Genomic DNA, 21,708 nt, shown 5'->3' with positions numbered 1-21,708 from the left:
AATTTAACCCAATCCCTGCAATTTGCAAGGAAGCAGGAGCATGGATATAGAAGAAAAATCAAGTCAGGGGATTAGCGGATTTGTCTGTTTGACCGGGTTTGGTATGGATCTGCCATCAATTGATGGAATCTTTGTTTTTGGTTATGACAATGTTTTTATCGAACAGGTTGTAGATTTCTGTAAATACCTGTGGATAGACGGGTTTTTCAAGGTAACCGATTACCTGTGGGTATTTGTTGGATCTGGCTTTGTCTGCAGGGTCAGTGGAAGAAGTCACCATAACCACCTGAATTTTGTTTTTATAGGTTTTTTCCTGCAGCAATTCCAAAAATGACCATCCATCCATTACAGGCATGTTGATATCCAAAAAGACCAATATGGTATCAAAATCATCTTTCCTGTTTTCCAGAATCTGAAATGCAAGTTTTCCATTCTCCGAAGTATGTATCGGGCCATCAATCGGTGATGTTTTGACAATTTTCTTTATATAATGTAGCGTCAAAATATCGTCATCCACAATTATGGTTTCAAGTTTCTGTTTCATGCTGCAACTTTAATTTAACCCGGAAATCCAGCTTTTTAAAATTTAATCTTCTGTATTTCGAATTTATGACTTAATACAAGATAAACAAAACCGAATTTAAAAAAATAAGGTTTGAATTCAAAAAAATAACCTATATTCAAATATATATAAATGAAAAAATATTAATTATAATTTTAAATTGTTCGGAAGTTGCTGTGTTTTGGTCTGTTTGCTAAAAGTTACAATTAAAATGGTTTTTATCTATGGATAAACCTCACTTGTAAATTATTTAAACTAAAGTAGCCTGAATAAAAAAAATATTGGATTTGGGATAATAGTTCTAGATTTATGCATTTGGGTGCCTGTTTATTGAGTTTCATATCCGTAAGTTTTGATTAGTGAAAAATAATATTGAAAAAGGTATATAATATTTCATTACCCTTTACCGATAAATTTGATAAATGGCCTATTAAATGAGTATAAATAACAATGAAAAATTAAAAACCAATAATATATACGGTAAAAATAATTTAAATTACTAGAAAATGCTTTGTAAAATTTTTTCTTGCACATCATTTTTTTAAGTTCTATATTTAAAATATAATTAGAGATTATTGTATTATTTGAACTAGGTAAATTAATCACTTAAAGCGTTTTTAACTTAATAAGAAAAGATCATGTGGACCTCAGAAAAAAAATCCAACCCTGCTATGGATGGGCCAAGTTCAACCTCCTTTTTTGCTCCTGGGTTCAGGATGATAGGAGACATTGATTCCAGCAATGATATTAGGGTTGAAGGAATCATTCAGGGCAACCTGACTACCACCAAAAAGGTGATCATAGGCAAGACCGGACAGATCATTGGCAATGTTAAAGCCAGTCACATTTCAATTTTAGGGGAGGTTGTAGGTGAGGTTGTGGCTACAGACATCACCATCATTGGTGAAACTGGTGTAGTTCATGGTTCGGTACTTTCCAATAAAATAAAAATTGAGACCGGTGCCGAAGTGGAAGCTTGTATTAAGAAATACAGCGAAAACAAAGAAATGAGTAAAACTGAAAAAGAGGATAATAAGAGTAAAATAGGCAAATTAAAAGACAACAATCTCCATCCACAGTTGATGAAGGAATCCATTGAAAACTGAGCTAGGCGGTATATGGTGCTAAGGGATCAATTGTCCCTTAGTACCATGTCCTTCTGGAAACTTTGTTCTCCCAATACCAATTTGGATGCAAGTTCCATGATTTTTTCCAGACTCCGGTTGTCAGGTTTGTCACCGTTCAAAATCATTTTTATGGTTCCGTTTTTATCGAGAAAATAGACAGGGTTTTTCAGGTCATTTGTTTCAGATAGTTTTTCTTCCAGATATTCTTTTTGCTCATTCTCAGCCTGATAAAATATAGGAAAAATCAATTCTTCCCTGATATAAGAATTGACCCAATTCAAAGATTTTAAGTGCTCTCTGAATGACTTTCTGTTGAAGCCGATCAGGTGAAAATTCATGTCTTTTAATTTTTTCAGGATACCAATAAAATCCTTCGTTTCTGCCGTATTTGATGGGATTATTTCTGAAGGATTGATGCACAGGATCGTCCTTTTGTTGTTGATCATCGATTTTAAGTAAACATTTCCATGTTGGGTTTTCACGAGAAGATTCGGAAAATCAATCTGCATTTCATCAAGTACGTCGGGTGTTCTTTTTTTAGTTTTCATCTCAGCGTAGGGTTAATGTAATTGGTTTTACTACCTCTTTTTTGTAATATGAATATAAAAAAAATAAATTTAAATATTACAATAAAAATTGCTTTTCTTATTGAAAACTGAGCTAAATCATATAATTATCTCATTTGGAGGACTGGTTCTGAAGCGATTCAAGTTGGTTGTAATTCATTTGTGAATTGGAAAACCTTTGTCAGGCCATTATTAAATTCAGGTCTTCCGTCCAAAAAGTAAGTTTGAAACGATTAATTTTTGTAAATTGAAGTTTTAAAGCGACAGTACAATGGATTCAGGAACGATATTCTATATCATTGCCATCATCATTTATTTTATTTACACTTCTTTTGCCAAGAAGAAAACCCCGGAGATGGAGAATGATCCGGAGACAACAGATAAGGTCCCTAAGAAAGGTCCTTCATTTGAAGAGTTGCTCAGGGAAATTCGCAATGAGCAGTCGGAGAGGGAAAGGGATCTGGAATACGATGGTGAGGAAGTGGTTACGGAATCGGAACCTGAATTTTCCAGAAAGCCTGTCAAGCCGGAACCTGCTACAATTCCCGAAATTGAGGGTTCGTATAAAGACCCGTACCGGGATATCAAGCAACCTTTGGTAAAACTAGATGATCAGGTGGATCTGGAGGATGACAAAAAGATCCTGGGTGAGGTGGTGGATGTAGCAGAAGAATATTCAGGAAGGAGCAAATATGCCAGGATTTTAAAAAATACCGACTCTGCCAGAGATGCAGTGATATTAACTGAAATTTTCAATAGAAGACATTTTTAATTGCTTATCAGTCTCCGTAAAAGAATTATTCCCCTGATGTATAAATCCATTAACCTGTGATCATTCGCTGGATAAAATCCCTGGGGCCAGGATTGATTACTGCCGCTTTGGTGTTTGGCCCGGGAAGTCTTACCATTACTTCCAAACTTGGGGCAGTTTATGGCTATCAGTTACTTTGGGTGATCCTTGTAGCCGTTGTTTTGATGTTAACTTTTACCGGAATGGGGGCAAGGATTGGCTTGGCTGCAAATACTTCCCTGATCAACTTATTCAGAGAAAAGTGGGGAAAAGCCGCTGCATGGATTGCCGGCTTTGGTCTTTTCTTTGTGACAGCCTCTTTCCAGGCAGGAAATACCGTTGGGGCGGGTCTGGCCCTTTCCGAATTCCTGGGGGGGTCAAATGCCTTATGGATTGTATTTATTTCATTATTGGCGATTTCATTGCTGTTTTTCAAGAGCTTTTATAAAGTACTGGAAAAAGTGATGATTCTGATGGTGGCCATCATGCTGATCTCTTTCCTTCTTACGCTTGTCTTGGCTCCTCCTGATTTTGGAGAGGTAGTAAATGGATTGTTTCCTGCCATACCCAAAGGTTCTTTTGTTTTGGTAATTGCCCTGGTAGCATCCAGTTTTTCCATTGCCGGAGCATTTTACCAGTCCTATTTGGTCCAGGAAAAAGGCTGGAAAAAATCTCAAAAGCAAGAAGCCCTTACCGAAAGTTTTACAGGAATAATGGTTTTGGGTATCATCTCATCTATGATCATGTTGAGTGCGGCCACAATTTTGTACCCTAAAGGTGTGGGAGTAAGTTCTGCCGGGGATATGGGGCTTGCTTTGGCACCGGTTTATGGTCAGTTTTCCTTTCTGGTATTTATGGTGGGTTTGTTTGGGGCTTCTTTCTCCTCCTTACTTGGAAATGCCAGTATAGGGGGTACACTCCTGGCGGATGCCTTATCCCTTGGAAGAGATCTGAATGGGCTTCCTGTTAAATTACTGATTTCTCTGGTGATTGTTATCGGAGCTGCAGTGGCACTCATTTTTGGACGCCTTCCGCTGGAGCTGATTGTTTTTGCCCAGGGGATCACTATTTTTGCCGTTCCATTCATAGGATTTGGTTTGTTTCTGATCGGAAATGATGCTAATATCATGGGCGAATTGAAGAATAAAAAACTGTCAAATATTCTTGGGGTTCTTGGCTTGCTCGTTTTGCTTACCCTGGCGGTAAGCAATGGTGTAAATTTATTTTTGAAATGAATAGTGCCCGAATCATATTAGAAATACAAAACTATGGTAAAGCTCTGTTTAATCCATTAAATCAACCATGTTGAAATCGTCAAACACAGGGATGATTATTGGCCATGCGCATTTCCACCGAAAAAAAAAAACGGTTCAGGCCAGCCAGCCCGCCTTATAGTGGCGGGTGGGTATTTTATGACCTTTGAAAAATAAAATATAATCCGATGAAATCGAGCATGTCGCAAGCGACACACGGAGGAATGATTATCCAACATGCGAGATACCATGTGGCAACTTAGAGACAATTATAAACACATGAAATCGACACGATTAAAATCATTCATTAAACACGCAGGGCAATAATTATTTAAATCGTCAAAGATGCCATATGGCCGCTAAAAAACAATAATAATCTTATGAAATCCATAGCAGAACTTGAAGAAAGACTCAGTAGCCCCTCTAAAGCGCTCATTAATGATTTAAAAAGGATTGAGGGGGACATTATTATTTTGGGAGTAGGAGGAAAGATGGGACCCAGCCTTGCAAAACTGATCCTAAGAGCCGTTAATTCTGCCAACCTGAAAAAAAAGGTAATCGGTGTCTCTCGATTTTCAGACGCGGGCACAAAGGCCGATCTTCAGGACCACGGACTTCAGTGTATCAGTGCCGATTTATTGGATGATGAAGCTTTACAGGCCCTACCCCAGGCTGAAAATGTAATTTATATGGCAGGGAAAAAATTTGGAACCTCCGGAGATGCACATACTACCTGGGCCATGAATGCCTACCTTCCCGGCCGGGTTTCAGAAAAATATAAAAACTCGAGGATGGTCATTTTTTCCAGTGGAAATATTTATCCTTTTGTACACTATGCCTCTGGAGGTGCCACGGAAGATACAGCCCCTGAACCTCTGGGTGAATATGCCCAATCATGCCTGGGCAGGGAAAGGATATTCGAATATTTCAGTCATCGCTATGGCATTCCCATGCTCATTTACCGGTTAAATTATGCCATTGACATGCGTTATGGAAACTTACTTGAAATCGGGAAAATGGTTTCCGAAGGACAAGCCATTGACCTGAGAAGCGGACATATGAACGTCATATGGCAAGGGGACGCCAACGAAATCGCCATTCGTTCGCTTTTACATACAAGCAGCCCCCCAAAACTGCTTAACGTTACAGGCCCTGAAACCATCAGCATCCATCAGGTGGCCGATATTTTTGGAAGGATTTTCGGAAGGGCTCCGGTTTTTAAAAATGAACCGGAACCTTATGTATTACTCAATAATGCTTCCCGCTGTCACCGCCTGTTTGGGTATCCCGGGACATCCTTGCTTGAAATGATAGAAATGACCGCTGAATGGATACTTCAGAAAGGAGAAATATTAAACAAACCTACGCATTTTCAGGAACGAGAAGGAAAATTCTAAATCATGAATCAAATAGACCCCCAAAAAAACAAGTATTTGCAGGAAGGCCTGGTCATTCCGGCCCATCCATTGGCCCTGGACTCCGGCAGGAAATTAGACGAAACACATCAACGGGCGCTTAGCAGGTATTACCTGGCCTCCGGAGCTGGAGGTATGGCTGTGGCCGTGCATAGTACCCAGTTTGAAATCAGGGATAAAAAACATGGGCTGCTGGAGCCTGTACTGAAAATGGCCATGGAAGAAGTGCAGGCAGCAAAACTTGAAAAGCCTTTTTTGATGGTTTCCGGAATTGTTGGGGATACAGATCAAGCCCTGGAAGAGGCCTACCTGGCCAAAAGTCTGGGTTATGATTTAGGCTTATTGAGTGCTGGGGGGTTGGGAGACTGGTCTGAAAGTAAATTGATAAAAAGGGCAGAGAAAGTCGCAGAACTGATTCCTCTTTTTGGCTTTTACCTACAGCCTTCAGCAGGCGGGAGGCTGCTCAGCCATGAATTCTGGAAGGATTTTGCAGCTATCCCAAACGTGCATGCGATAAAAATGGCGCCGTTTAACAGGTACCAAACCCTGGACGTGGTAAGAGCTGTATGCGCTTCGGAAAGACGACATGAAATTGCCCTGTATACGGGAAATGATGATAACATAGTGGCCGATTTGCTCAGCTCATTTTCCTTTATGGTAGAAGGGCAATTGGTCACCAAAAGGATCGTTGGGGGATTATTGGGACATTGGGCTGTTTGGACCAGACGGGCCGTAGAATTGTTGGCCAGGATAAAGCTTTGTCTGGAAAGAGATGGAGAGGGAATAGCTGATCTCTTGGCTTTAGGTGTGCAAATAACAGATACCAACGCAGCAATATTTGATCCCCACCACCAGTTCAAAGGCTGTATACCAGGTATTCACGAGGTGTTGCGACGGCAAGGTCTCTTAGAGGGAAGGTGGTGTTTGAATCCACAGGAAACACTTTCCCCTGGTCAAATGGAGGAGATAGAAAGGGTCTGTTCAGATTACCCCGAATTAAATGATGATGAATTTGTTCTCAAAAATCTGTCTCAATTTTTAAATCAAAATCAAGGGGCAAGGTAATATTCGAAAAAAGAGTAGATGATTTCATTGGATTCCTTGTTGGGGGAATGTTCTTTCCGATTGCTCATACCAACCCGGTTTTTTACACCTAAGAGTTCATTGGCTCGAAGGCTGTAATTCAGGGGGACCCAACGATCGACGGGATCTTCGGCACCCCCGGAAACCAAAAATGGTCTTGGGGCCATGAGTACATGAAGTTCATGCAAATCCATTTTATTCTCCAGCAATTCCGGGTACAGGCCCTTTGCCGGGTTGTCTTCGGTCGGTAATCCTCTTTTTCTCCAGGGTTGTGGGTGGTATCCCAGGTACCAGGGTTCCCAATAGTTGATGTTTGGTTTATTCTGATCAAAAACAATACCTGGATCAGACCAGGCTGCAGCAGCATATTTTTCAAACAAACAGGAAGCGAACATCGCCCATTTTCCTCCATAGGAATGACCGGTGATGCCTATTTTGTCTGCATTTACCTCAGCTAGACTGGCCAACAAATGCCAGGCATTTCCTGCTGCATAGGCCAGCATGGATAAGGGTTGTACAGTGGCACTATCTATATGGGGGTAGTAAATGGAATAGGTTTCATTTTCAGTAGTTTCTGTGGTGCCCAGGGAAAGGGTGACAAAACCCCGTTTGGCCAGTTGCAAAGCAAAATCCCTGTCTGGCTTTCCCTTTCCTATGGCTGTTTCCGGTTCATAATATACCGTTACCACAGCAGGGTTGTTTTTAGCGCCATAAGGTATTAACAAATAACCTTCCGTCATTTGCCCTGGAACCCATTCAAATTTGATCTTTTTTTGTACAAAGCTTTCTTTTTCCACCGTATGCAATACCTCAAAAGAAGGGTTGCTGATCATTTCTGGCCATTGTCCCATGTGGTCGTGCCATTTTTTAAGGATCTCCTTTCTCCTTTCCTTCCAGTCTGCAAGGTCATTTACCACTGTGCCGTCCTCAAAAACGAAAGGGTCACTGAAATCCCCTTCTACATCTTCATATTCATAAGGCACTGAAAAATAAGGTGCCAATTCATCCCATTGGATCATTTTTTTCAGGTAGGCAGGAAAAGTTTGCCCCTCGCTGGTGCCACTGCCTTCCACTCCCTGACCGAAAATGATACTGTCACCAAAAAAAACCATTTTCTTCTTGTGGTTGATTTTTTGAGTTGCTACCAGGAAATTAAAAATCTTTTCGGCAATGATCCGGTTGCCCTCACTGGTGGGATGCACCCCATCCGGTTTACCTGAATTCGCCACATTCATGATCAGGGAAGCTTTTCCGGGATTTGGGGATTCTCTTTTGATGAATTCCTGATAAAGATCGATTGTTTTAAGACCGTTTGTTCTGGCCAGATCGGCAATGATCTCATTGGCTTTTTTTATTTTTACCAGGGGAGGAGAATCAAAAAAATCCAACTGGTACCTGTTGGAAATGGCATTGGTGTCTACCGGGATAAGGTTGAGCAACACGGTTTCTATTCCTGCATGCTGGAGCCTGGAAATGATCTTTTGGTAAGCTTTGCGATAGGTACCGTAATCCAAAAACTTATGCAGGTTGATCATGTCATGAATGCCTACCATGATGAAAACCATATCCGGATTTTCGCTGATGACATCCTCGTCCAATCTTGCCAAAAGGTCCAGGGAATTGTTGTTTCCCGCTCCTTTGTTGATGATGCTCCATCTGGGTGCAGACGCCTCTTTGTCCATTAAGGTAGAATCCTTTAAAAAGGCAGTCTCAGCCAGGGATAAATTCAAATTGGCCAGAAAACAGGCGATAAGGAAAAGATATTTGAAATGCATTTTTAATAATCTAAACCATGTTTTTTTAAATTTAAGAATTTCAAATTTAATTAACCAAGTAAAAATTATTATTTCGTATTGTATCCTAATTATTTGTCAGCCAATATTTTATAATTTAAAATTATTCGGGGTTTTTTACCATTAATTTCTACCAATCCATAAATTTCAGAAATGTGAGGATAAATGTATATTGCCTGTTGTTTTTAACCAGTTTTCCATTTTCTATGTTAAGGTCCTGTTTTATTTTGTTGGTTTTCTATGCTTTGCTTTCTTGTAGTACAGGAAATTCGGAGGTAATACATGTTGTCGGTTCAGCCAATAATGATTTGGTACTATGGCTTGAGGGTGAAGGTTTTCAACTGAAATTCCATGAGGATCCCCTGGATGCGGCAGACCGCATGGGAAGAGAGGCCATCTTACTGATACTTTCTGAAAATTACCCTCAGGACAGGGTGGATATTCCGGAAGGGTTGATTGCTTTATTGGAAGAAAAGGAAATACGTTATTACCTGGAATACCCTTCCGATTTTGATGGGCTGGAAAGTACGGGAGAAATACTGCAAACCAGGCTGGAAAGGGGAGTGGTGGTAGCGGATGTTTTTGGTGACCAACTCCCCCCTATGCGGATTTTGGGCATAAACGATTGTCACCTGATCCCTGCAGCTGTAAATGATCCTTTATTGGTTCTGGCAAAAGTGGCCGGTTTGGATCATGCTGCTTATGGGCTGGAGGGGGTGCCGGTTTATCCTATATTGTATGCAAAAGGATCTGGTTTCATTGCCTTGACCAAGCTTTCTGATTTTGCAAAAGGGCGGTTTGGCCCCCAGGACCATTGGAAATCCGTGTGGGGCTACCTGATAAGCCAACTTAGCGGCAAAAAATCATTTTCTTTTGATACATGGCCCAGGTATCTGGAACCGAATTTTGATGAGAATGAGGCAATTTCCGATACGGATAAAGTAAATAGTGTTAAAAGAGGAGTGGACTGGTTTTTTAAGGGGAATTTTTTCATTCATGAGGATTGGAAGGACAGGTGGTTGGAATATCAGGGGGATGGAACCAATCCGGTTGGTCCACCAGTACCTGGCTATTTACCAACAGGTGATGGCAGGGAAGGATTATTGGAAGGTCATTCTTCCAATATATACCATGATGGTAGCCAGCAATACCGCTACTGGATCAGGGCAGATGTTCAGGGGGAAGGGGCCTATGCCCTGGCCGCTGCAGGTAAGCTTTTGGATGAACAAGAATATGATAAGCGGGCAGTAAACCTGATTGACTTTCTGTTTCGCGAAAATTTGAGGGGAGGGCCCAGGAACCATCCCGATTCAGCTGCTTTTGGATTGATAGGTTGGTCCCATACCCATCCCCATGTATATTATGGAGACGACAATGCCAGGGCAATTTTGGGCATTCTGGGAGCCATGGCACATCTGGAAAAGCAGGATTGGAATCAGGAAATACTGGAAGCCATTTTGGGAAATTTCCGAACCACCGGTAAGAATGGATTCAGGATTAACCGTATAGAAAACCGCGATCTTCAACGGGAAGGCTGGAAGCATTACTGGAACAGGGATGTCGTCAATCCTGCCCCCCACTTCGAATCATGGATGTGGGCGGTATACCTTTGGCTTTATGACAAAACCGGCTATGAGCCCCTGTTGGAAAAAACCAAAACAGCCATCAGGATTACCATGGAAGGCTATCCAGATGAATGGTTGTGGACAAACGGGATTCAGCAGGAACGGGCAAGGATGATTCTACCTCTGGCCTGGCTGGTGAGGGTGGAAGATACACCCGAACACCGGAAATGGCTGGATACTGTGGTAAGCAAACTATTGGAAAATCAGGAAGCCAATGGGGCAATCAGGGAAGAATTGGGGGGAACGGATAAAGGCAGGTATGGCAGGACCCGTTCAAATGAGGAATATGGCCTTCATGAGGCCCCTTTGATTTTTGAAAACGGAGACCCGATTGCAGACATGCTGTATACGAGCAATTTTGCTTTTTTCAGCCTCAATGAAGCTGCACATGCTACCGGTAATCCACAATATCATGAGGCATTGAATAAACTTTCGGATTTCCTTACACGGATTCAGGTAAAAAGTGACCGCTTTTATGACCTGGATGGGGCCTGGTTTCGGGCATTTGACTTTGACAAATGGGAATTCTGGGCTTCCAATGCAGATGTGGGATGGGGTGCCTGGGGTACGCTCACCGGTTGGACCCAAAGTTGGATTGTGGCCACACAGGTGTTGGTCTTGCAAGAGCAGAGCTATTGGGATTTGACTCAGGATTCTGATATCGCAACACAGATGGAGGATCGCCTTGACCTCATGTTGGAGGATTATCAATAAATACCTGAAATCGAGGGTGACGAGAACCTCACACATTTGGATGACGATAGGTTTTATTATTCAAAAACGCACCCTACCGATGACGTGTTTATTAATCCTCTGAAAATCAACATGATAAAAACAAACAACGTCATCCCGATTTCTGCGTTCTTTAAAATGTTAGTGCTACCGATGACGTATTTAAAGCTGCTTTTTTTAAAGTATACCTTTTGAAAAATTATGACAAAAAGAAGGACTAAATTTTAAATACGCAAAGTGGTTTGGGCCGACATCTGTAAAGATCTTAAAAAAAGTAACTACTTACGAATAGATATTTGGGACGTTACCGAAAAAATCCCCTCCCGACTCTGGTCGGGACAAGCTATGCCCTCCGCCGCGGCGGAGGGATTTGCTAATTACCGATGACGCAATTAAAAATATTTCTTTTAAAGTATAACTCCTGAAAAAATTTTATAGAAAAGAACACCTATAAATTAAAAACGGAAAGAGCGCAGGCCCGACAAAAAACCGGCCTGTCCTGGCAGTAGTCAGCGGCCTGTCCTGATATTTCTCAGGAGGTGCGCAGGAGGCTTGTGGGAGGAAGGATTTTTTTGTCTTGATTTCCTGCCCTCCGGGAGGCGGGTTTGGTACTTTTTCATCAAAGCCTGTCCCGAGCAGCACAGCGAATCGGGAGAAAAAGTACAATAGAAACAAGCTAAAATACCATAAATAGCCTTTGACTCACCATTATCCATTAAACAATGAGAAGTTTATATTCCCATATAATGCAAAAAACCCATCCTCATCCTGATTTCTTCGGTTTTTAAAAAGTTAATTCTCGCCGTGACGATTCAATCGGTTTTATTGACGATCTTAATTCGAATTCAGGTTACGATGTAATTTCAAAAAAACATACGTTCCCTTTGTGTTTGCCTACTCGGCGACAAAAAAAGAGATACGAATTCTGGTTAGAGCTTTTTGATTTTGATGTTTCTGAAGTAAACTTTATCTCCATGGTCGGTTAGGAGTATATGGCCGGCTTCCAATTCCCCATACCGGGCATCATCTTTAAATTTGTTCTCCTGCTTTTTACTCAGGAAATCCTTGCTGCCCCTTTGATACGTCACTACCTTTTTTCCATTCAACCAGTGGGTGACTTTATTTCCCCTGGCCACAATTTTTCCGGTATTCCACTCACCATGTGGCCGGAGGGTTTTGTTTTTGGGAGGATAAAAAAGGTAGGCAGCAGCAGTAGAGCTCAGACCGTTTGGGTCTTCTTTTATTCCAGGATAATTAAAGTCGTCTATGATCTGGTATTCCGGGCCATTGACCATCATTTTACCAGTTTTTTCATTGTAAATGGTGTCAACAAAATATTTAATACCACTGTTGGCTCCTGCTGTAAGGTTAAATTCAAATACCAATTCAAAATCAGAGAATTTTTCCCGGGTAATGATATCTCCACCACCCTTGCTATCCAAAAATAGCTGTCCGTCTGCCACCTTCCATCCTTTTTCGGGAAAGGAGCTGGATTGTTTACTGCGCCATTTTTCTACTGAGTTCCCATCGAATAGCATTTCGTATCCATTGGATTGGGCCAATGAAGTTGAAATGGGCAGTGAAAAACAGACATACAATAAGAGAAAGACTAAATGTTTTGGGCATTTCATATTTAAATTGATTTAAGGTGGTTATCTTTTTTCAGGCTCATTTTAGCGACCAGGCGATGGCATTTTCCAGTAATTGGAGGAATGCGGGATGGGTGAAGTCGGTAGGGTAGCCCAGGGAGGTGTAAAACACTTTGCCCTTTCCCGATTTCCTGGTGTAGGCCACAGGTGCTTTTAGCTTGGCAGAGCTTCCCGAAAGCAGGACATTGGCACTGGGGTCCAAACTTTCTCCCATCAGGTACAGATTGCCCTGGCTTGTCCAGGGCTGTTCAGGGATATCCTTTAAAAGGCGTTTTCCAAATTTCTTCTCTGGCAAAACCTTCGTTATTGCGGTGGCCGGGCCATAACCCTGGTTTTCATGGCCCAATACCTCTGGGACAAATTCCCACCAATCCTCAAATCCGGTAGAGATGTCATCCTCCCTCACGGAAAAAGCATGATTGGCGGTTCTGATGCCCAGGACCGGTTTTCCTGCATCAATGTGTTTTTTTATCAATGCCATTTGGGCACTTGAAAGAGCAACTCTCCTTAAAAAAAAGACCAATAAATCACTGTTGCCGATATTTTCAAGCCCCGGTAAATGGAAGGCGTTTCTTTCCCCTTCGCCGGTAATGACCTGAGTTTGGTATCCCTTTTCCTTGCTCAGTTTCATCGCATAATAGGGAATAGTCATATCTGCCGCATAATTGTCGGGATCTCTGCTGGTCAAAAAGGTGATTTTCTTCTTTTCAGCTTCCAACTTGTTCTTTGGTTGAGGCAGAATCTTTCCATAGACCTTCAATTGATAATCCCGGTAGCTGCTGTAGCGACCAGTAAGCCAAAGGACGATTTCTCTGTTTTGGTCTGCCAGGACAATCGGCCGAATATTGTCTGTTTTGGATTGGTAGGTTACAGGACTAAAGTGCCAGCTGTTATGGTCGTCCAATCTTTCTGCTCTAAAGATTTCATACCTTCTTTCGCCATCCACCAGCATGGGTGCTCCTGTAACGGGATGGACATCTGCAGAAAAATAAAGTACATTTTTATTCCCGGGGTGTAGGCTGATCAGTCCGGTATATTCATTTTCCCCCGGATACAACCGGCTGCCTGCAAATGCGATTTCCTCTTCTATCCATTCGCTGCCATCCCAACGGGCATGGTGATAGCGGTGGTCAAAACCTCCCAGGGAAGTATTTAGGGTTTCCCCCCTTGTTATGGGATCTTTGGTAACAGAAAAAACCAAATAGGGGAAACCCGATTCATCCAGCTGAAGGTCACTGGTCCAGGCCACATCTGTCCTTGTATTCAGGTCTCCGTCATAGACAAGGGTAAAATCTGAAGGTTTCAAATTGCTTGTATCGGCGGTACTTAATGGGCCCACCAGACTTCCGTCTGATCGATAGGCATTTCCATTCTCCAGGTAACCATGGTAAATGTTGTTGTTGAAATGACGCGGATGGCCATCCGTGGTAATGAAGTGTATCCGCTGCTGTCCATCGGAAGCATATTTGAGGTAGGATCTGCCCTCAAACTGAAATAGTCTTCCGCCAAATTCCCAGCTTTCCCCTTCATCTCTGGAAAGCAGGTAATGCGGATTGTTCTCATTGCCCCTGAAAAAGTTAAAGGTTTCGCCAGTGGCTTCCAGGTAAAAGAGATTGGCATAGCAAACCCTTCCATTGGTTTCAAAAACCGATTCATCCTGCCAATCCCTTATATCCAGACCCGACCTGGTGCTTCTGTACCTCACCAGGCTGTCTATGCTGTGACCGGCATAGACCGTAAGTAATTTCCCATCAGGCCTGAGCATGAGAGCACCAACATTGTGGTCATCGGGCGGCAGGGTACCCCGGGTCAATGTTTTTGTAAATGTTTCATTATTGGACAAATCCCATTCGCTGACCGTGTTAAAGCCTTCGGCAGTAACTCCTGTAAAAAAAACTTTATCTTCCAGTAATAAAGCACGTTTGTCCTGAAACCAGCACCAGCTGCCATCTTCTGACAATAGTTTGGGCTGGAACGGATCCTCATTTTCTCTCAGGGAGTCTTGAGAAAAACAAAATGTGGAGCTGATATAGAAAAACAAACATGCAAAAAGAAAGCATGTTTTGCCAGTTATAAGGGGCAATTGCCAAATTTTAATGAAGGATATCATGGGGTTAAATTAAACTATCCTTGCCAATTCATCACAGAAAATGGGATAAAAAACCTCAAAATTAATTCCAACGGTATGCCGGGGGATGAAATTCCCTTATTCATGAGCAATCAACCCGTTTTCGGGTTCCAAAACTTCCACCGTTCCTTTCTCATTGATATCACTTAAGGTGACTTCCTTTATTTCATTGATCAGTAGTGGATCATATTTGGCACTAATCCTGATATAGTTTTCCGTAAAACCATGCATTTTACCCTCCTCAATGTCCTCTTCAAAAAGGACCTGGAAGGTCTTGCCCAGGTTTTCTTCATAAAATGCCCTTCTTTTCTTTTCAGACAAAATACGTAGCATTTTTGAGCGTTTATTTCTGATTTTCATGGGAACAACATCCTCCATCTCAGCTGCCCTTGTATTAGCCCTTTCTGAATAAGTGAATACATGGAGGTAAGAAACGGGCAATTCTTTCAGGAAGTTGTAGGTCTCCATGAACAATGCCTCTGTTTCACCTGGAAAACCTACGATCACATCTGTCCCAATACAACAATGGGGCATGAGGCTTTTGATCTTGTATACACGGTCTTCATACAATTCACGCAGGTATCTTCTGCCCATTTTCCGGAGCAGGGTATTACTTCCGGATTGCAATGGTATGTGAAAATGAGGAACGAAATGGCTGGATTCAGAAACAAACTGAATGGCCTCATTGGTCAAAAGGTTGGGTTCAATAGAAGAAATCCTAAACCTGTCAATTCCTTCTACCAGGTCCAGAGAGCGGATCAAGTCTAAGAAGCTTTCCTTTCTTTTTCCTCCTTCTATGCCAAAATCGCCTATATTTACCCCTGTTAGGACCACTTCCTTTACATCGGTATTTGCAATTTCATTAGCCGTGACCAGGATATTTTCAATAGTGTCACTTCTGCTTTTGCCCCTGGCCAATGGTATGGTGCAAAAGGCACAGCCATAATTACAGCCATCCTGTACTTTAAGAAAAGTACGGGTCCGGTCATGCATGCTGAAGGCATGGTTGAAATCCTGGGCTTCCTTGATCTCCGAGGCAAAAACCTTTGCTTCCTGACTGGCAGCAAAACCATCCAGTAATTCGATAAGCCTGAATTTTTCTGCGGCTCCCAATACCGCATCCACCCCTTGAATGGTAGCTATTTCACGGGGTTTTAACTGGGCATAACAACCGATTATGGCTACAAACCCATCGGGGGAAATTTTTTTGGCCTCTTTAACGATCTTTTTACATTTTTTATCTGCATTTTCGGTAACCGAGCAGGTATTGATAATGAAAATATCCGGTCTATCCTCAAAACCCACTTTTACATAGCCTTTTTTCTCGAACATCCTGCTGATAGTGGAGGTTTCGGCATAGTTTAATTTACAACCCAGTGTATAAAATGCTACTTTTTTCAAATTTCAAACCATTTGATTTTAACGTCCAAAGGTAGGAATTATTGACGAATTTTCCATTTTCGTAAAATTTGATTTGAAATCTGGTTTTTTCACCTCAATTGATGGCTATTAGTCCTTTATTTTATGTCAAAAGTGTAATTTTCTTGTTTGTGACCTCAATTTCTGACCATTTTTGTTGAAGATTCATTTATTTTTCTAATTTTGTAAGTAGTTTTTAAACCATAAACTAAAACAATGGCAACATTAAGACAAAAAGCATTAATGAAGGTGCAGGGAAGACCACAGGTTTCTGCAGTTGCGCCCTCCTTAAAAATTTCCGATTATTTTGGATCGCAGGTTTTTGGCTTGAAAGAAATGCAGGAAACCCTGGCGACACCTGTTTTCAAGAAAGTCAGCACCGCTATCGACAAGGGAACCAAGATAGATATGTCCACCGCAGATGAGGTGGCTACTGCTGTAAAAAGTTGGGCTCTATCCAAAGGAGCCACGCATTATACACATTGGTTTCAACCTTTAACCGGATCGACTGCCGAAAAGCATGACACTTTCTTTGACGCCATGTCAGGCATGGAGAAATTCAAGGGGAGTGCGCTTGTACAACAGGAGCCCGATGCTTCATCTTTCCCGAGTGGAGGCATAAGAACCACTTTTGAAGCCCGTGGATATACTGCCTGGGATCCAAGTTCTCCCATCTTTATTTTCAATCAGACCCTTTGCATTCCAACAATCTTTGTTTCTTTTACAGGGGAAGCCCTGGATTTTAAAACCCCACTCATCAGATCAACTGAAGCCATCAATAATGCTGCAGTTGAAATTTGCCAGTATTTTGACCGAAATGTAAAAAAAGTAAATCCTTCTTTGGGAGTAGAGCAGGAGTATTTTGTAATAGACAGGGCACTCTATGCGACCCGTCCGGATTTGGTGATGGCAGGAAGGACCGTTTTCGGTCATAATCCAGCCAGAGGTCAGCAATTGGATGATCATTATTTTGGATCAATTCCATCCCGGGTGAAGGAGTACATGAAGGACTTCGAAATAGAAGCACTTAAATTGGGTATTCCTGTTTCCACCAGACACAATGAAGTGGCTCCCGGGCAGTTTGAGGTAGCACCATTGTTTGAAGATATCAATAAAGCTACCGATCATAATCTGTTGTTGATGGATGTGATGGAAAAAGTGGCTGAAAAACACGGGCTAAAAGTACTGTTTCATGAAAAGCCCTTTGCAGGACTGAATGGTAGTGGCAAGCACAACAACTGGTCCCTGATCACAGATACCGGTGTCAATCTTTTTCAGCCCAGTAATTCGGCCAGAGAAAACCTCCAATTCCTTTGTTTTCTGGTGGCAACCCTGAAAGCCGTTTACAAAAATGCTGATTTATTGAGAGCCAGTATTGCATCTGCAGGTAACGATTTCAGGTTGGGAGCCAATGAGGCACCTCCTGCCATTATTTCTGTTTTCCTTGGATCAACACTTACCGGGATTTTGGATGAGTTGGAGAAAAACGGAAATATTAAAATTGAAAAAGGTGACAATATGTACATGAAACTTGGAATTTCTAAAATTCCTGAAATCATATTGGACAACACCGACCGTAACAGAACTTCTCCATTTGCCTTTACCGGAAACAAATTTGAATTCCGGGCTGTAGGTTCCAGTGCCAATCCTGCCGGTCCAATGACGGCTTTGAACGTGATTGTGGCTGATGTCTTAAAAGAACTTAAGAAGGACATTGACAAGGAAATAGAAGGCGGTAAGGAAAAGAAAATCGCAATTGTAAATGTATTGAGAAAATACATTAAAGAAAGCAAGAAAATTAGGTTTGAAGGAGACGGCTACTCTGAGGAGTGGGAAAAAGAAGCGGAGAAAAGAGGGCTTTCAAACCTAAAAAGTACTGCAGAGGCACTGGACATTTTATTGTCCAAGCAAGTCACTGATCTTTACAAGCGGCACAATGTATTGAATGAAAAGGAACTGCATGCCCGTCATGAGATCAGATTGGAGAATTATGTCATGAAGGTACAGATCGAATCCAGGGTGATGGGAGATCTTGCATTGAACCATATCATCCCTACGGCGATCCGTTATCAAAATCAGCTTATCGTCAACGCCAATGGTCTTAAAGGATTAGGGTTAGACCACCGTGCAGCCATAGAGACTATTGAAGAAGTTTCAAAACACATCGAAGCCCTTAAGTCAAATGTTAGCAACATGATTGAAGCGCGAAAAAGGGTAAATAAGGTAGAGGATATAACCGAAAAAGCCAAATTGTACAGCGCTGAAGTGAAAGATGCTTATTTTGATAAAATAAGATATGCGGTTGATAAGATGGAACTGCTGGTAGATGATGAATACTGGCCTTTGGTCAAGTACAGGGAGATGCTCTTCCTGAAGTAAGGATCATTAATTATATTTCAATATTAAAGCCTGGAGTTTTTCCGGGCTTTTTTTTTGACCAGTGTAGGATTTGTGATTTTGGATTTAACCCGGATTATGCCTTAGGATTCGTAATAGATAGGCTAATGCATATTTCGCATTTAATTACCTGGGGACTAATCAAAAAAAAATCGCAGCCCTGCCTTTTGGGCATTCGGATAGTTATTAAAGCAGTCTTTTCAAAGGTAGTTTATAGGTGTTCCTGTCATCCAAACAAGGTGATAGTTTCTGAAATCCGCAAAATTTTCAGGTGTTGGTGAAGGGCTGACCCACAAAACCTTTAATAATTGTAAAGTGGAATGTACCAACTGATGTATTTGTCCTCGAATTTTGTAAGACAATCCCTGTTATTCTCCACTTTCATTTTTCTTTTGATTACCTTTTCCAATTTTTCGAAATCAACAGCATGCTTTTCCGGATCATTTTCACAGATAAAATAAAGCTCCTGAACATCACCGCGAATATCAATGTATACCCTGCTTTGAATTTTTATGTTTCGAAACAAGGTTTTGGTGTCTTCATCAAAATAGGAGGCAATGTGATCGAAATTTAGTTCTTTGCTCAAGTCCGTTGATGAGCAATCCAGGCTTAACCCTTCGGTATCTATTCGGGTATAATCCATAGCTTTCATTTTGATCACATATGCCCGGTTGGTTTTTAGCACTTCATAGCCAGCCTGCACTTGCCCTTGACTAATAGAAGGAAAAGTTACCAATCCTGAAATTGTGAGTAGCAACAGCATTAACTTATTCATAACCGAATCATTTCTTAATTTCAATCTGGTAATTTTCAAAAGGAATAACAAAAACCTCTCCACAATCGGTACAAAGTTTTTTTTAATGGTCCGAAATTAAATGGTTATCATGGCTTTGATTACCTGGTTGGATGGAAGGGTCAGGTCGGTAAACTTTACAGGAACCTCATCAAATCCCAAATCATGGGTATGGTAATTTTCTGTGGGGAACTTTTTCAAAGCTAAAATTTTCATTACTTCAAGGAAATCAGGTTTGGTTGCATTTCTGCTGCATAACAAACTCAATTCCTTGGCATGGATGGAAGGATGATGGAAACTAAGCTGATCTTTGTAAAGTCCTACTAAAATATATTTTCCGCCATGGGCAGCGAAAAATGGCCCGGATTCCATGGCTTCTTTGTTTCCTGTAGCATCAAAAACGGTATTAAAACCTGCTCCAAACTTTGCCTTATAACCGGGTTTTGATAGGAGTTGTGCTGCATCAATGGTGTTTTCTGCATGGAAATGATCTTTTGCCAATAGAAGGCGTTCCTGATTGGTGTCCAATGCTGTTACCTTCGCTCCTGCATGGTGTGCAAATACCATTATGGCCAGGCCAATAGGGCCACAACCCATGACCAGTATTTCCTCCCCGGCCTGAACTCCTGCCCGCCTTACGGCATGAGCCGCAACGGAGAGCGGTTCTACCATGGCCATTTCAGTCCAGCTCAATTCGGGGCTGGGAAGTAAAAGATGGGCGGGAAGAGACATGTATTCCTGCATGGCCCCATCAATGTGCACTCCCAAAACCTTGAGTGTTGTGCAGCAATTGGTTTTTCCCGACAAGCAGGCATTACAAACGCCGCAATGAATGTAAGGTATCACGACGACAGGATCTCCGGATTGAAAATGGGAACCGTTGGACTGGCTGATTGTTGCTGCAATTTCATGCCCTAATATCCGGGGATAGCTAAAAAACGCCTGGTTTCCGGCAAATGCGTGCAGGTCCGTTCCACATACGCCGATTTTTTTGATTTTAACCTGTACCTCATTCTGCGCCGGGGCTGGTACCTCTATGTGCTGCTGTTTCAATGAGCCAGGTTGCTCACAACGGATTGCCTTCATGTTTTCTGGATTGCATTTATCGGATGCTATTTGTAAAAGTAAAGAAAGCCAGGGTAAGACCCATAAAACTTTTAAAGAAATTGATTTTAAGCGTCCTATACGCTCGATAAATAGCTTATATTTATTCATCATCTTTAAAGTGGTCTATTCCGTATAATCATTGCCAATGATTGTAAATTGTACTTTTAAGAGCTAAAAAAAATCCCGTTATTGGTAACTCATCTTTATAAAGCGTCTGAAATAAATGAGAAGTAATATACGCATCCCATTAGGGCAATTGGAATCAATATTGGGTTCAATTCTGCAAAAATCTGGATTTGATTCGGAAAAAGCCTCAGTTTGTGCCGCTCTCTTTGCCAAAGCCAGTTTGGATGGGGTGGCTTCTCATGGCTTGAACCGTTTTCCCACCTTTCTGGAACAGGTCAGGAAAGGACATGTGAAGGTGGATGCCATGCCAGAACAGGAATTTTCTCTTCCGGTGATGGAACGCTGGAATGGAAAGCTCGGACCGGGGATGTACAATGCCCATTTTGCCATGGGCAGGGCCATTTCGATGGCCACTGAAAATGGAATGGGCTGTGTGGCTTTAAACAACACCAATCATTGGATGAGAGCAGGAAACTATGGCTGGCAGGCGGCAAAAGCCGGATGCATTGGCATTTGCTTTACCAATACCATTCCCAATATGCCTGCCTGGGGCGGAAGCGAGCCAAAATTGGGTAATAATCCTCTGGTGATAGCAGTTCCTTTCAGAAATGAAGCAGTTGTGCTGGACATGGCCATGACACAATATTCCTATGGCAAAATGAGTATTTTCGAGAAGGAAAAGGCTTCCATGCCGTATGCCGCAGGTTTTGATAGCAAAGGCGAACTAACAAAAAACCCCATCCATGTTTTGGCAAAACAATTGGCTTTACCCATTGGCCTATGGAAAGGGGCAGGCTTATCTCTGATGCTGGATTTGCTGGCTTCCGGATTATCCAAAGGAAAGACTACCCGGGAAATTGGACTGCAGGGGGAAGAATACGGAATCTCTCAGTTTTTTCTATCTTTCCATCTGGAGAAATTGGGAATTGCTCCCCTTGAGTTGGACAAAAAGTTGGCAGAGGTAGTAGAAGATTTGAAGGCTACCGCCGTATTTGAAGGCATGGAGGTGAGCTATCCTGGCGAAAAATCTTTTCAGAGGAGAAAAGAAAATCTGGCATTGGGTGTACCTGTAGCAGCGGAAATCTGGGAAGAAGTGCTGCATATGAATGGATAATTTCGATGAATGGTTTTAATAAGTCATGG

At 41.9% G+C, this 21,708-nt stretch carries 16 protein-coding genes; 8 read left to right on the top strand and 8 right to left on the bottom strand.

Going from position 1 to position 21,708, the window contains the following annotated elements; genetic code table 11:
- Window positions 1-115: 115 nt before the first annotated feature.
- A complete protein-coding gene (locus tag HUJ21_RS12780) occupies window positions 116-544 on the bottom strand; it encodes a response regulator (protein WP_291370385.1) in 429 nt (142 codons plus the stop codon).
- 656 nt (window positions 545-1,200) lie between these two features.
- Here HUJ21_RS12780 and HUJ21_RS12775 point away from each other — a divergent pair.
- Window positions 1,201-1,668 carry a polymer-forming cytoskeletal protein gene (locus HUJ21_RS12775; protein ID WP_291370383.1) on the top strand — a complete coding sequence of 156 codons (468 nt, stop codon included), beginning with the start codon at window positions 1,201-1,203 and terminating at the stop codon, window positions 1,666-1,668.
- A gap of 26 nt (window positions 1,669-1,694) precedes the next feature.
- Here the strand turns inward: HUJ21_RS12775 and HUJ21_RS12770 are convergent, their stop codons facing one another.
- A complete protein-coding gene (locus tag HUJ21_RS12770) occupies window positions 1,695-2,237 on the bottom strand; it encodes a hypothetical protein (protein WP_291370381.1) in 543 nt (180 codons plus the stop codon).
- Window positions 2,238-2,526: 289 nt separating this feature from the next.
- Between HUJ21_RS12770 and HUJ21_RS12765 the strand changes: the two genes are divergently transcribed.
- The 4 genes from HUJ21_RS12765 to HUJ21_RS12750 all read left to right on the top strand — a co-directional run bounded on the left by HUJ21_RS12765 (window position 2,527) and on the right by HUJ21_RS12750 (window position 6,778).
- The gene (locus HUJ21_RS12765) at window positions 2,527-3,027 is read left to right on the top strand and encodes a hypothetical protein (protein WP_291370379.1); all 501 of its coding nucleotides are present in this window, start codon (window positions 2,527-2,529) and stop codon (window positions 3,025-3,027) included.
- Window positions 3,028-3,083: 56 nt separating this feature from the next.
- Window positions 3,084-4,280 (top strand): Nramp family divalent metal transporter, encoded by a 1,197-nt coding sequence (locus tag HUJ21_RS12760; protein WP_291370378.1) that lies wholly within the window; start codon window positions 3,084-3,086, stop codon window positions 4,278-4,280.
- Between the two features lie 398 nt (window positions 4,281-4,678).
- Entirely contained in the window at window positions 4,679-5,695 is a 1,017-nt protein-coding gene (locus HUJ21_RS12755; protein WP_291370376.1) for an NAD(P)-dependent oxidoreductase, read from the top strand.
- Between the two features lie 3 nt (window positions 5,696-5,698).
- Complete coding sequence (locus HUJ21_RS12750) at window positions 5,699-6,778, top strand: dihydrodipicolinate synthase family protein (RefSeq protein WP_291370374.1); 1,080 nt, start codon at window positions 5,699-5,701, stop codon at window positions 6,776-6,778.
- Here HUJ21_RS12750 and HUJ21_RS12745 read toward each other — a convergent pair.
- Complete coding sequence (locus HUJ21_RS12745; RefSeq protein ID WP_291370372.1) at window positions 6,763-8,571, bottom strand: GDSL-type esterase/lipase family protein; 1,809 nt, start codon at window positions 8,569-8,571, stop codon at window positions 6,763-6,765. The genes HUJ21_RS12750 and HUJ21_RS12745 overlap by 16 nt on opposite strands.
- 224 nt (window positions 8,572-8,795) lie before the next feature.
- Here HUJ21_RS12745 and HUJ21_RS12740 point away from each other — a divergent pair, with 224 nt between their 5' ends.
- Complete coding sequence (locus HUJ21_RS12740; protein ID WP_291370370.1) at window positions 8,796-10,928, top strand: hypothetical protein; 2,133 nt, start codon at window positions 8,796-8,798, stop codon at window positions 10,926-10,928.
- A gap of 947 nt (window positions 10,929-11,875) precedes the next feature.
- Here the strand turns inward: HUJ21_RS12740 and HUJ21_RS12735 are convergent.
- From HUJ21_RS12735 to mtaB, 3 genes are all read right to left on the bottom strand, one after another.
- Window positions 11,876-12,577, bottom strand: a complete 702-nt coding sequence (locus HUJ21_RS12735) for a DUF1080 domain-containing protein (RefSeq protein ID WP_291370368.1) — start codon at window positions 12,575-12,577, stop codon at window positions 11,876-11,878.
- A 37-nt stretch (window positions 12,578-12,614) separates the two neighbouring features.
- A complete protein-coding gene (locus tag HUJ21_RS12730) occupies window positions 12,615-14,705 on the bottom strand; it encodes a BNR-4 repeat-containing protein (RefSeq protein ID WP_291370366.1) in 2,091 nt (696 codons plus the stop codon).
- Between the two features lie 96 nt (window positions 14,706-14,801).
- Complete coding sequence (gene mtaB, locus HUJ21_RS12725; RefSeq protein WP_291370364.1) at window positions 14,802-16,124, bottom strand: tRNA (N(6)-L-threonylcarbamoyladenosine(37)-C(2))-methylthiotransferase MtaB; 1,323 nt, start codon at window positions 16,122-16,124, stop codon at window positions 14,802-14,804.
- A 234-nt stretch (window positions 16,125-16,358) separates the two neighbouring features.
- Here mtaB and HUJ21_RS12720 point away from each other — a divergent pair, with 234 nt between their 5' ends.
- Window positions 16,359-18,521: a glutamine synthetase III gene (locus HUJ21_RS12720; RefSeq protein ID WP_291370362.1), complete on the top strand. Its 2,163-nt coding sequence runs from the start codon at window positions 16,359-16,361 to the stop codon at window positions 18,519-18,521.
- Window positions 18,522-18,840: 319 nt separating this feature from the next.
- Here the strand turns inward: HUJ21_RS12720 and HUJ21_RS12715 are convergent, their stop codons facing one another.
- On the bottom strand, window positions 18,841-19,314 hold the full coding sequence (locus HUJ21_RS12715; RefSeq protein ID WP_291370360.1) for a hypothetical protein: 474 nt from the start codon (window positions 19,312-19,314) through the stop codon (window positions 18,841-18,843).
- Between the two features lie 96 nt (window positions 19,315-19,410).
- Entirely contained in the window at window positions 19,411-20,418 is a 1,008-nt protein-coding gene (locus tag HUJ21_RS12710) for a zinc-binding alcohol dehydrogenase family protein (RefSeq protein ID WP_291370358.1), read from the bottom strand.
- Window positions 20,419-20,662: 244 nt separating this feature from the next.
- Between HUJ21_RS12710 and yiaK the strand changes: the two genes are divergently transcribed.
- Window positions 20,663-21,679 carry a 3-dehydro-L-gulonate 2-dehydrogenase gene (gene yiaK, locus HUJ21_RS12705; protein ID WP_291370356.1) on the top strand — a complete coding sequence of 339 codons (1,017 nt, stop codon included), beginning with the start codon at window positions 20,663-20,665 and terminating at the stop codon, window positions 21,677-21,679.
- The last annotated feature ends 29 nt before the right edge of the window (window positions 21,680-21,708 follow it).

It is taken from the genome of Cyclobacterium sp. (genome assembly GCF_014762705.1).
Taxonomy (GTDB): domain Bacteria; phylum Bacteroidota; class Bacteroidia; order Cytophagales; family Cyclobacteriaceae; genus Cyclobacterium.
The sequence above is the reverse complement of the archived record's forward strand: the minus strand, read 5'-3'. Positions and strand labels throughout refer to the sequence as shown.